The sequence below is a fragment of the Serratia sp. N21D137 genome, assembly GCF_047530005.1.
Taxonomy (GTDB): Bacteria; Pseudomonadota; Gammaproteobacteria; order Enterobacterales; family Enterobacteriaceae; genus Chania; species Chania fonticola_B.
Genome location: NZ_JBLJAJ010000053.1, coordinates 1 through 12,008 on the forward strand (window position 1 = coordinate 1; position 12,008 = coordinate 12,008).

The 12,008-nt window shown below is 55.4% G+C and carries 11 protein-coding genes; 6 read left to right on the forward strand and 5 right to left on the reverse strand.

What is annotated here, in order from left to right; genetic code table 11:
• Positions 1 to 81: 81 nt before the first annotated feature.
• Genes ACMV5H_RS24090 through ACMV5H_RS24105 form a run of 4 tightly spaced genes read right to left on the reverse strand, consistent with a single transcriptional unit; the run spans position 82 to position 3,696 of the window.
• The gene (locus ACMV5H_RS24090) at positions 82 to 1,389 is read right to left on the reverse strand and encodes an FAD-dependent oxidoreductase (RefSeq protein WP_414822634.1); all 1,308 of its coding nucleotides are present in this window, start codon (positions 1,387 to 1,389) and stop codon (positions 82 to 84) included.
• Positions 1,386 to 1,634 (reverse strand): (2Fe-2S)-binding protein, encoded by a 249-nt coding sequence (locus ACMV5H_RS24095; protein WP_021806389.1) that lies wholly within the window; start codon positions 1,632 to 1,634, stop codon positions 1,386 to 1,388. Before ACMV5H_RS24095 ends, ACMV5H_RS24090 begins: the two co-directional genes overlap by 4 nt.
• Positions 1,631 to 2,746, reverse strand: a complete 1,116-nt coding sequence (locus ACMV5H_RS24100; protein WP_414822635.1) for an NAD(P)/FAD-dependent oxidoreductase — start codon at positions 2,744 to 2,746, stop codon at positions 1,631 to 1,633. The genes ACMV5H_RS24095 and ACMV5H_RS24100 overlap by 4 nt, the downstream gene beginning before the upstream one ends.
• Positions 2,746 to 3,696, reverse strand: a complete 951-nt coding sequence (locus ACMV5H_RS24105; protein ID WP_021806387.1) for a 4-hydroxyproline epimerase — start codon at positions 3,694 to 3,696, stop codon at positions 2,746 to 2,748. The genes ACMV5H_RS24100 and ACMV5H_RS24105 overlap by 1 nt, the downstream gene beginning before the upstream one ends.
• Positions 3,697 to 4,037: 341 nt before the next feature.
• On the opposite strand from ACMV5H_RS24105, the gene ACMV5H_RS24110 reads away from it, so the two are divergent.
• From ACMV5H_RS24110 to ACMV5H_RS24135, 6 genes are all read left to right on the forward strand, one after another.
• Positions 4,038 to 4,883: an AraC family transcriptional regulator gene (locus ACMV5H_RS24110; protein ID WP_115158517.1), complete on the forward strand. Its 846-nt coding sequence runs from the start codon at positions 4,038 to 4,040 to the stop codon at positions 4,881 to 4,883.
• 196 nt (positions 4,884 to 5,079) lie between these two features.
• Positions 5,080 to 6,000, forward strand: a complete 921-nt coding sequence (locus ACMV5H_RS24115; RefSeq protein ID WP_115158516.1) for a dihydrodipicolinate synthase family protein — start codon at positions 5,080 to 5,082, stop codon at positions 5,998 to 6,000.
• Between the two features lie 60 nt (positions 6,001 to 6,060).
• A complete protein-coding gene (locus ACMV5H_RS24120; RefSeq protein ID WP_414822636.1) occupies positions 6,061 to 7,680 on the forward strand; it encodes an aldehyde dehydrogenase (NADP(+)) in 1,620 nt (539 codons plus the stop codon).
• 16 nt (positions 7,681 to 7,696) lie between these two features.
• Positions 7,697 to 9,262 carry an APC family permease gene (locus ACMV5H_RS24125; protein WP_414822637.1) on the forward strand — a complete coding sequence of 522 codons (1,566 nt, stop codon included), beginning with the start codon at positions 7,697 to 7,699 and terminating at the stop codon, positions 9,260 to 9,262.
• A 20-nt stretch (positions 9,263 to 9,282) separates the two neighbouring features.
• Positions 9,283 to 10,296, forward strand: a complete 1,014-nt coding sequence (locus ACMV5H_RS24130; RefSeq protein ID WP_115158514.1) for an Ldh family oxidoreductase — start codon at positions 9,283 to 9,285, stop codon at positions 10,294 to 10,296.
• A gap of 193 nt (positions 10,297 to 10,489) precedes the next feature.
• Positions 10,490 to 11,725 (forward strand): MFS transporter, encoded by a 1,236-nt coding sequence (locus ACMV5H_RS24135; RefSeq protein WP_115158513.1) that lies wholly within the window; start codon positions 10,490 to 10,492, stop codon positions 11,723 to 11,725.
• A 20-nt stretch (positions 11,726 to 11,745) separates the two neighbouring features.
• Here the strand turns inward: ACMV5H_RS24135 and ACMV5H_RS24140 are convergent, their stop codons facing one another.
• The gene (locus ACMV5H_RS24140) at positions 11,746 to 11,874 is read right to left on the reverse strand and encodes a hypothetical protein (protein ID WP_414822638.1); all 129 of its coding nucleotides are present in this window, start codon (positions 11,872 to 11,874) and stop codon (positions 11,746 to 11,748) included.
• Positions 11,875 to 12,008 lie beyond the last annotated feature (134 nt).

Sequence of the window (12,008 nt, forward strand, 5' to 3'; positions counted from 1 at the left end):
TATGGTGGTACAGCACGAAAGTGGGGATGATCGACCTGAGAAATAGGTCGATCATCATGGGTAAAGGATGTTAAAAAGTGTTCACCATGTCCTTGAACACCTGTCTACCCTGTCCCCGGTCTGTACAGGGAGAGGGTTGGGGTGAGGGGCCAGTAAAGCCAGTGTCTCAAGCCGTGCCGGGGTCAAAGGCACTCTTGGTTGCGGTAGGGGCCAGTCAAACAGATGTCGGGCCGCCGTGGCGCAAATTTTCCCCTGGCAAGCACCCATACCGCAGCGGCTATGCAGTTTGGTAGCTCCCCAACCCGTTTTGGCATCAATCTCCCCCAGCGCTACATCCTCACAGCGGCACAGAAAGGTGTCGGCAGCGCCGAGGGTTTTCAGCGTTGGATTTAGTACAAACGTTTGACTGACTGCAGCGGCAAAACGCTGCCATACGCTACGTTTTGCCAACAATGCCTGAGCACGTACGCTATTACCGCTGGCGGCATACCCGGCAATCGCACCTTCCGCCAAAGCCAGTTCACTTCCCCCCACACCGGTACATTCACCCGCAGCATACAGGTTGGCCACGCTGGTTTGTTGCAATGCATCAACGGCAATGGCCGCATTCTTTATTCTGCACCCCAATAGCATGGCTAATTCGATATTCGCCACCAGCCCGAATCCACAGGCAAGTCGATCGCAGGCGATCGTACGAACCTGCTCCCCTTGTTGGACGCGAACTGCGGTCAGCCGCTGCTCGCCTAGCGCTTCCACTACGTAGCTATTGGGACGATAGCGGCGGTGAATCAAGCGGAATGACTGCCGTACTTTCACTGGCCAATGCCACAACCCGCTGGCGAATCTCGCCAGGCGTTTCATCGGGGCTTGTTCGGCCAGCAGTATGACCTTACCACCCGCTTTGGTGACGCTATCGGCAACCGCGAGTAGCAACGGTCCGCTGCCAGCAATGACGATCCGTTCGCCTTGCAGCGATAAGCCATTTTTGATCTGTGCCTGTAAACCGCCAGCCCCTGTCACGCCCGGCAGCGTCCAGCCAGGGAAGGGCAGTAACAGCTCGCGTGCACCGCAGCATAAGATTAAGCGCTGATAGTCGATCGTCCCGCAACCCTGGGCATTTTCATACAGGAGTTGCTGTGGTCCGCTTTGCGCCACGACTTTTGTCGCACTGAGCAGGGTGACGTTATCCAACGCCTCAACGGCTTGCCGATAGCGTAGGGCGATCGCGGGTAAGGTGACCGCTGGCCCATCACGCCAGATTTGCCCACCAGGCCGAGGGTTATCATCAAGCATGACTATGCGTTGCCGGCTTTCGCCTACGGCCAGCGCTGCTGCCAATCCGGCAGGGCCAGCACCAATAATCAACACTTCGCATTGCAGGTTGTTCATTTCTCTCCGTTCCTTTCGATACTCATCTCGGGTTGGCACAAGGTTTGGCAGGCCAACTGCTGTACGCCATTGATGATCACTCGGCATTCCTGGCACACGCCCATGCCACAAAAGGGCGCGCGTGGCTGCTGGCTGACGGAGATCCGGCAATGATCTTGTCCACTTAAGCTGAGTGCGGCGGCCACGGTGATACCTTCCTGTACCTGATAAGGTTGCCCGGCAATGGTTAAGGTGATCAGTTTCATTGGTGGGCCTCGTTTGAAGTGAACATTCGCGCGGCTCGATAAGGGGAGTCATCTATTGCTGTGCGCTGCTGTTGGATTTGTGCGACGATCAAGGCGGCGCTGCCCATTGCCGTGGTGACGCCCAGCCCTTCATGGCCCAGAGCCAACCACAGCCATGGATAAGCCGGGTGGGGTCCTAACAGGGGTAAACCATCCGCCGATGCTGCCCGAACCCCCGCCCAGCAGCGGATGAGGCTCATGGTTGCCAATGCGGGCAGGAACTCTGCGGCACGCTTGAGCATGGTGGCGAGCAACGGCATGTCGATTGCCGGATCGAGCGAATCAAACTGGCGTGAGGAACCGATCAGCAGTTGGCCGGTTGGGCGAGCATGAACGTTAAAGGCCACCGAGGTCCCATCAGAGGCATGCGCACTAGCCCCATAGCCCAACTCAACCAATTGGTGCCTAACCCGTTGCGGGTATCGATCGGTGATCGCCAGTTGGCCTTTTTTCGCTCTGAGCAGCGGGGCTGGCAACAGCTTGTCGGCGTGTAATCCGCAGGCTAACGCTATCACCGGTGCGCTCAGTCGCTCCCCGTTGGCCAGTATCACCGCCTGTTGTTCCAACGCGACCACTTCACCGTAAACCCGCCGTACTGCATCCCCCGCATCTTCAACCAACCAGCGCGCAGCATTAGGGGCATAAATAATGCCATCCCCCGGCACGCGCAATCCTCCGGCCAAGCCGCTACGCAACATAGGTTCAAGCTGTGCGACTTGTTGTGAGTCCATGAGTTCACTGTTGACCCCAAGTGCTGCCATCCGCTGCTGCTTCACTTCGGCAATCGCCATTTCTTGCGGTTTTTCCGCCAACCACAGCGTACCGCAGCCGCGCCAGGCACAGTTATCCGGCATACGGTCCAGCACGCTGCGCCACAAATGTAGGGAGTAGGCACTCAGCGCCAGCTCTGCGGGGTTGTCATCCATGCAAACCAAATGGCCCATGCCCGCAGCGGTGGCGCCAGGGCGGCGATCGTCAATCAGTAACACTCGTAACCCTTGTTGTGCTAACTGCCACGCGCAGGCAGCACCGATAATGCCTGCGCCAATGACAATCACATCGGCGGTTGCCATTAACGTATCCCCCAGGCGAAAGCGTCACGCTCATCCAGCAACAGTTGGCTATCGGCGCAGATAAAAGCCTCCCCGCGAATAAACGGCGTCACGCGGTTGCCTTCACCAGGCTGGTAATATCCGCTGAATTCACTGCCGATCACGCTGGCCTGCCGCCATACTTCACCTGGCTGTAATTTACCGTCTGCCGCCAGGCAGGCGAGTTTGGCGCTGGTCCCTGTGCCGCACGGCGAGCGATCGTAGGCCTTGCCTGGGCACAACACGAAATTGCGGCTATCGGCACGTTGATCGGCGGCAAAAAGCTCAATATGATCGATGATCCCTCCGTCTTCACCGTAGATCCCCGCGTTTTCGAGCGCCTGCCGTACCGCCCAGCTAAAGGCCGTTAGCGCTTCCAGATTGTGGGTGTCGATCGCCAAATGATGATCGCTGATGAGAAAGAACCAGTTGCCCCCCCAGGCGATATCGCCGGCTACCTCGCCATAGCCGTCAACGGTCACGGCTACCTGCTGGCGGTAACGATAGGCGGGGACATTCTCAATGGTTACGCTGCCATCGGCGTGTAGCGTGGCGTTCACCGTCCCAACAGGGGTTTCGATCAGATGTTCGCCAGCGCTAATGCGCCCCAGGTAAGCCAGGGAAGTGATTAATCCAATCGTGCCGTGGCCGCACATGCCCAGATATCCGGCATTATTGAAAAATATCACCCCGGCCGCGGCTTGCGGTGAGCAGGGCGAGCACAGTAACGCTCCCACCAAGACATCGTTGCCCCGGGGTTCCAGAATGATGGCGCTGCGCCAGTCATCATAGCGTTGTGCGAAAAGCGCCTTTCGCTCGGCCATGCTGCCACTGCCCAGGTCGGGAAAACCGTCGATAATCAGCCGGGTGGGTTCACCGCCGGTATGGGAATCGATCGCTCGTAAGGTGATGAAGGGGGATGCAGGTATCATCGGAGCCTCTCAAGGTTAATTAATTGTTACTAACCACCTAAGACTGACCGAAAGCTACCCTTGCGGCTTGACCTGTTTCGGCAAAGGCCATGCCGAAATCAGCACAGTGCTAAATTGCCTGAGCGAACCCATCATTCAGAGGGTAATAAAAAGTATCTATTTATCAGAATATTAATTATTTTTCAGCGCCAAAATTTGATTAGATAGCCTGAAACCTGCCAAAAGTTTGCGGTGATCCGCATATTGGAAACAACGCGCTTGATAAGTTACAGAAAAGTTAATACTGATCCAGGTGAGTTAAAAATAGCCAATTATGACCACTTGCTGAAAAGGGTATTGCTATGCGATTAACCTCAAGCTTTCAGGCTCCTCCGCTCACTCCTTGCATTGTTGAGCAGCAACCACAAGAGTGCTTTGCTGTCGAACACCTCACCCAGTTCTGTGATGGGTTGGTGCAACAGCGTCCCCATTCGTTACATAGCGTATTGAACTCGCTGGCATTGATTGCGCCGCTGCTTAATGCCATTCCCAATGTGGTGTTTTTTATCAAGGATGCGCAGGCCCGCTATCTGTTGGCCAATCTCACCTTGGCCAAACGCTGTGGTTTTAAAACGGTGACGCCGCTGTTGGGTAAAACCTCGGCAGACGTTTTCCCAACCCAGTTGGGTTCAGGTTATACCGAGCAAGATCTGCGGGTGTTACACCAAGGAGTGCAGATCCAGGATCAGCTTGAAATGCACCTATACAGCGGCCGTGAAACGGGCTGGTGCCTGACGCAAAAGCTGGCACTGTATGACCAGCAGGGCAAGATTATCGGTATGGCCGGGATCTCACATGATTTGCAGGAAGCAAAGGCTAACCACCCGGCCTATCAGCGATTGGCGGCGCTGGATGTTTATATCCGTCAGCATTACGGCAGGCCGATCGCGATGGAAGAGTTGAGGGCGCTGACCGGCCTTTCCGTGGCGCAAATCGAGCGCTACTGTAAACGTATTTTCCACCTGACACCTCGCCAGATGATCCACAAAGTCCGGTTAGAGAAAGCCACAGAACTGCTGGCCGGCGATATGCCAATTACCGAGATCGCTTTGCAATGCGGTTATACCGATCACAGCGCTTTCAGCCGCCAGTTCAAGGCCATGACCGGTGCTAGCCCCCGCGATTTTCGGGCCACATTAGTTCCCTAATTAGCTGAAATTATGAATTTTATGATGCAACTGCGTCACAGGCTTCGCTGCGCGCAATTCCCCCTCATTATGCCAATTTCGTCCTCGCATTCGGTGAAAACCGTCAAGCCGCTGCCGAGAATACCGGTCAATCTGTTATTGAATTTCACCATAAATTAACCGGCAATTAACATTTCAAGCAAAAGGGACCCATACGATGAGCAATAAAGCGATTAACTGGAGTGGGGTATTTCCGGCAGTCAGTACGCAATTTCGCAGCGATTTTTCTCTGGATCTTGATGCTACCCATGCGGTGATCAAAAACCTGGTCAAAGACGGTGTCTCTGGCCTGGTCGTCTGCGGCACCGTGGGTGAAAACACCTCGCTGACGATGCAGGAGAAACTGGCGGTGATCGAGGTGGCGAAAGACGCCGCACAAGGCAAAATACCGGTGATCGCCGGGATTGCCGAATTCACCACCGCCTTTGCACAGAATATGGCGCGCGAAGCGGAAAAAGCCGGTATCGACGGCGTGATGGTGATGCCTGCGCTGGTTTATTCATCCAAACCGCACGAAACTGCAGCACACTTCCGCAGCGTGGCCACCGCCACCGATCTGCCGATCATGGTCTACAACAACCCGCCGATTTATAAAAACGATGTCACACCTGACATTCTCACTACGTTAGTCGACTGCGACAACATCGTCTGTTTCAAAGACTCTTCTGGCGATACCCGCCGCTTTATCGATTTACGCAATGCGGTTGGCGATCGTTTCGTGCTGTTCGCCGGGTTGGACGACGTGGTCCTGGAAAGCCTCGCCGTAGGAGCAGAAGGGTGGATATCCGGCATGTCCAACGCATTCCCACGCGAAGGGGAAACCTTGTTCCGTCTGGCGAAGCAAAAGCGTTTCGAAGAAGCACTGGCCCTGTATAGCTGGTTTATGCCGTTGCTGCATCTGGATGCCCGTCCAGACCTGGTGCAGTGCATCAAGCTCTGTGAAGAACTGGTCGGCCGTGGCAGCGCGGTGACCCGCCCACCGCGTTTGGCACTGCAGGGAGAAACGCTGCAAGAGGTGACGACGATTATCAAAACCGCTCTGTCCAACCGTCCGACGCTGCCAGATGTCGGCCTGTGATCTCTCATGGAGGCCCGGCATTTAGCCGGGCAATAACAGGTAATCGAACAGGGGAAACCAATGCCAACTCACAACACATACGCCCTTAGCGGCAAACAGTTTATTGGCGGGCAGCGGATAGCTAGCGGTAACGCCGAACTCATCAGCCTGCGGGCCGATAATAATCAGCCAACAGGTTATCGCTTCCATCAGGCCAGCATTGCAGAGGTTGATGCCGCAGCGCAGGCCGCTGCCCGAGCCTTTAGCGCCTATAGCCAAACCAGCGCCGAGCAGCGAGCAGATTTTTTCGCCGCCATAGCCGATGAATTGGACGCGTTAGGGGAGGAGTTTTTTGCCTTTGCCACACAAGAGACCGCGCTGCCTATCCCTCGTCTGATTGGTGAGCGCGCTAGAACCAGCGGGCAGATGCGACTGTTTGCCGAACTGCTACGCAGCGGCCGCGTGCACGGGGCGAGAATTGATTGCGCATTACCAGAGCGTACACCGCTGCCAAGGCCTGATTTACGCCAGTATCGCGTCGCCATCGGTCCTGTGGCGGTGTTTGGTGCCAGTAATTTCCCGCTGGCGTTCTCTACCGCCGGGGGTGATACCGCTGCCGCGCTGGCCGCCGGTTGCCCGGTGGTGTTCAAGGCACATAGTGGCCATATGATCACGGCGGAATTGACCGCGCAGGCTATTGAACGTGCGGTGCAAAAACAGCAGATGCCTGCCGGTGTCTTCAATATGGTGTTCGGCAGCAGCATCGGTGCCGATTTGGTGCAACATCCTGCGATCCAGGCGGTAGGGTTCACCGGCTCGTTGCAAGGTGGCCGGGCATTATTTGATTTGGCGATGCAACGTCCACACCCCATCCCGGTGTTTGCCGAAATGTCGAGCATCAACCCGGTGGTGGTCTTGCCACAGGCATTGGCTCAGCGTGGTGAAAAAATTGCGCAAGAGTTGGTTGCCTCTTTCACGCTCGGTTGCGGCCAATTCTGCACCAAGCCGGGGCTGATTATCGGCCAGCGCAGCCCCGCCTTCAGCCAGTTGATCGCCGATTTACAAACTCAGGTTAATGCCTGCCCGCCACAAACCATGCTGAATGCCGGTACGCGGGATCATTATCTGAGTGGCTTGCAGAGATGGGATCAACATCCTCAGCTACGGCATCTGGCCGGAAGCAGGGCAGAACACCCCCATCTGGCGGTAGCCCATCTCTATCAGGCAGACAGTGGCTTGTTACTTAACGCCGATCCGCTGTTGCAGGAGGAGGTCTTTGGCCCCGTGGCGATCGTGGTTGAAGTCGCGGACCGGGCGGAACTGCTTGCCGCACTGGAAAACCTGCAAGGGCAACTCACCGCCACGCTACTGGCTGAACAGGAAGATCTTGGTGAGGCGAGTGAATTAGCGCAATTACTAATCCACAAAGCGGGGCGTGTCCTGTTTAACGGTTATCCGACCGGCGTGGAAGTCTGCGAAGCCATGGTGCACGGCGGCCCGTATCCGGCGACCAGCGATCCCCGTGGCACATCGGTTGGTACGCTGGCTATCGAGCGGTTTTTGCGCCCGGTCTGCCTGCAAAACTACCCGGCAGCGTTATTGCCCCCCGCGCTGCAAGACAGCAATCCTCTGAACCTGTTGCGCCTAGTCAACGGTGAATACACCCGCGCAGCCCTCCATTCACCTGCGGCAATGAAATAATTCGAAAGGTAATGCTATGACCATACAGGGAAAATTTAAAAAGCAGCTGACGTTAACCGATCTGACGTTTATCGGCCTGGGCGCGATTTTTGGTTCCGGCTGGCTGTTCGCCGCCAGCCATGTTGCTGCCATCGCGGGCCCTGCGGGGATCTATTCGTGGCTGATCGGCGGGCTCGCTGTACTGCTGCTGGGCATTGTTTATTGCGAGCTGGGTGCCGCGCTTCCCCGTGCCGGTGGCATCATTCGTTACCCGGTGTTTTCCCACGGGGAGCTGATGGGTTATCTGTTGGGGTTCATCACACTGATTGCTTTCTCCAGCCTGATCTCTATTGAAGTCGTCACCGCCCGACAATATGCAGCAGCCTGGTTCCCAGCGCTCAGCCAGCCAGGCTCGGGCGATCCCACGTTGATCGGTTGGCTGACGCAATTTATCTTGCTGTGTCTGTTCTTTACGCTGAATTACTACAGCGTGAAGACGTTTGCCAAATCCAACAACCTGATCAGCATACTCAAGTTCATCGTGCCGGTGCTGGTGATCGTGGTACTGTTCACCTTCTTCAAGCCTGAAAACCTGCACAGCCAAGGCTTTGCGCCCTTTGGTTCCGCCGGGGTGGAAGCGGCGATTTCCGCCGGTGGGATCATCTTCGCCTATCTGGGGCTGACGCCAATTATTTCGGTGGCCAGCGAAGTCCAAAAGCCGCAGCGTACCATCCCGATCGCGCTGATCCTGTCGGTGGTGCTTTCCACCATTATCTATGTGCTGCTGCAACTGGCTTTCCTCGGCAGTATTCCAAGCGAAATGCTGAGCGGTGGCTGGCAGGATATCAGCAAGCACTTTTCGCTGCCGTACCGCGATATTGCCGTTACGCTGGGGATGGGGTGGTTGGCTTTTCTGGTGGTGAGTGACGCGATCGTTTCACCGAGCGGCACGGGCAATATCTATATGAATGCCACGCCGCGAGTTGTGTATGGTTGGGCGCGGGCAGGGACTTTCTTCAAAATTTTTACCCGCGTCGATGGTGAGTCGGGGATCCCGCGTCCTGCACTTTGGCTGACTTTCGGGCTGGCTATCTTCTGGACGTTGCCGTTCCCTTCCTGGGAAAAGCTGATCGGAGTGGTCTCCGCCGCACTGGTACTTAGCTATGCCATTGCCCCGGTTACCGCCGCCGGGCTACGCCGCAATGCACCGAATTTGCCGCGGCCGTTCTTTGTCTGGGGATTTAGCGTGTTAGGACCGGTGTCATTCATCATTTCGGCATTGATCGTTTACTGGTCAGGCTGGAACACCGTCTCCTGGCTGCTTGGCCTGCAAATTCTGATGTTCTTTGTCTATATTCTGTTTAAAAACAAAGTGCCGACTCACGCCGTCAGCCTGAAGCAGCAGATTTGGTCCTCGCTGTGGCTGATCGCTTTCTACGCCTTGATCATCGTGGCTTCCTATCTCGGCAGTTTTGGCGGCATCAATGCTATTGGCCACCCATGGGACACCCTGCTGGTAGCGGCCATCGCGCTGCTGATTTATTACTGGGGAGCTTACACCTGTTTACCTCAGGCAAATTTTGTCGGGGACGAGGAAGAGTAATGCTAAAGGAGGAAACAACAATGACCAACTCCGTCAATCTTACGTTGTCAGAGGCCTATCAACTGGCGTATCGAGCCTTGCACAGTAATGGTTTCAGCACCAAGCATGCCGATGCGGTGGCAAAGAACGTCACCGCCGGTGAACGCGATGGCTGCCATTCCCATGGTTTGTATCGTGTACTGGGCTGTGTCCGGTCGCTGCATGCCGGCAAAGTGATGGCTGATGCCGAACCGACGTTCACCGACAGCGCTCCGGCGATTTTACGCGTAGACGCGCAGGGTGCGTTCTCGTTGGTGGCCTATCAAGCGGCGCTGCCTGCCTTTATCACCAAAGTTCGTCACTGTGGTATTGCCGCACTGGCGATCAATCATTGCGTCCACTTCTCTGCGCTGTGGACGGATATCGAGCCGCTTACCGAGCAGGGATTAGTAGCGTTGGCTTGCACCCCAAGCCATGCTTGGGTAACGCCGGCCGGGGGGAGCCAGCCCTTGTTTGGTACCAACCCGATCGCCTTTGGTTGGCCACGCCAGGGACAAGCCCCGTTTGTGTTTGATATGGCGACCAGCGCAGCTGCACGCGGTGAGATTGAGCTGCATCGCCGAGCGAATAAACCGCTGCCAGAAGGTTGGGGAATCGATAGTCACGGCAAACCGTCCACTGATGCCGCCAGCGTACTGCAAGGCGCAATGTTGACGTTTGGTGGCCATAAGGGCTCAGCATTGGCAGCGATGGTGGAGCTGATTGCCGGGCCGTTGATTGGTGATATGACCAGTAAAGAATCGTTAGCTTACGACCAATCGACAGGCTCTTCACCTTATGGCGGAGAGCTGATCATTGCCATGGATCCTGAGCGTTTTCTGGGGGCGGAGAAGGAAGAGCATTTCGCCAGAGCGGAAGGGCTTTTTAATGATATGGCAGAGCAAGGATCCCGTATTCCTGGGGAGCGCCGTTTTAAGGCGCGTCAGCACAGTGAGCAGTTCGGTGTGACATTAACGCTGACGTTATATAAAGAGATTGTGGCGTTGTGTCAGTAACCCCTGGCAGGCTCATCGCTTACCGATGGGCCGATGTGCTCCCATTCCTCTCTTGCCGCTGTAGTGTAGATATACGCACAACAATATGTTAACAATATTGAAACAATCAATTCGGCGGTAAATTGTGGGGACGGTTAACGAGCAAGCGGCGTTACCGGATATTTGGTTGACACATTTCTTCAAGGAGCAGGGCATGAGACAACAACGCTGGTGGGGAGTCATCGCGACATTGCTCCTCATCGTGATCGCCTATGCTGACCGGGTAAATATCTCCGTCATGCTGGTTAACCCCGAGTTTCTCAATCACTTTGGCCTGGTAGACAATCGCGCCTATCAAGGCACATTGATGACCGCCTTTCTGCTAGGTTATGGCCTTTCAGCCATGTTGTTAACGCCGTTTCTGGAAACGCTATTCGGTTATCGTAAAGGTTTGACCCTCAGTGTGGTTCTCTGGGCGCTCTTTACCGCGGCTTCTCCGTTGGTCGGATCGTTCATCATTTTACTGTTGGTGCGGGCCTTCCTCGGTGTCAGTGAAGGGCCACTTTTCTCGCTGAAAACCATGTACATCAGTGACCATTTCGCCGCCAATGAGCGGGGAAAGCCCAATGCGGTCTCTGCATTAGGCGTGTCTTTAGGTTTGGTGATTGGTTTTCCGCTGGTGACTTTCCTGATGAGTCATCTCGGTTGGGCCCTTTCTTTTCACGTTCTGGCGTTAATCAATCTCCTGGTCGGCTTGCTTTTGGTGCGTGTGTTTATCCATCCTAGAACAACCGGAGTGGTGCAGCGCAGCAGTGAACCCATGATGCAACGTGTCTGCCAAACCTTCATTCTGGCTTGGAAAACGCCCATGCTCGGCTGGATCATGCTGGTTGAGATAGCTACGCTCAGTTATCTTTGGGGTTCCAGTTCCTGGCTGCCCGCTTACCTGACCAATGAGCGTGGCTTTTCCATCAAGCAAATGGGTTGGCTAGCATCACTACCCTTTATTATCAGTATCTTCTCCAAGTATCTTGGCGGGGTGATCCTGGATCGCGTTCGGCCACAGCAGATGCCATTGATTTTTGCCTTTGGCGGGGCAGCAACGGCTATCTGTATGCTAGGCGTGATGCTGAGCTCACAAAGTAGTTGGCTGGCCGTGTTCCTGCTATCGGCTAACGCTTGTTGGGGGGCGCAAGGTGCGGCAATTCCCACCCTGATCCAACACCATGCCAAAGCAGAAAGCGTCGGCTCTGCCTATGGGCTGATCAACGGCGTGGGGAATATCTTTTCGGCATTTATTCCCTTACTGATGGGGCTGGTGATGATGTCGTTTGGCACCGTCTCATCTGGCTTTTCGGTGCTGGTGGCCTCGCAGATTGTGACTATGTTCGCTGGTGGAATGCTGTTTATTCGCATGCAAGGAAACAGGCAATTCACAACGGCGTGGTGAACGTGAAGGGCTTGGCATTGCTAGTCGATCCGCAATTCGGCAGCAAGCAGCTCCAGCATGGCATCCACTTTTGGCTGCAGTTGCCGCCCAATAGGCCACACCAGATTGAGCGGCAGACCGTCAGTCGTCAGTTCCGGTAGGATTTGCACCAATTCACCAGCCCCATTCCCACTCGAAACGCAACAAAACCCAGGGGGCTTATGCCGCCTGTAAGTGTGTTAAAAATACCTCATTGGGGGAGCGATAGCCCAGAGATTTTCTCCCTCGTGTGTTGAGTATGTGT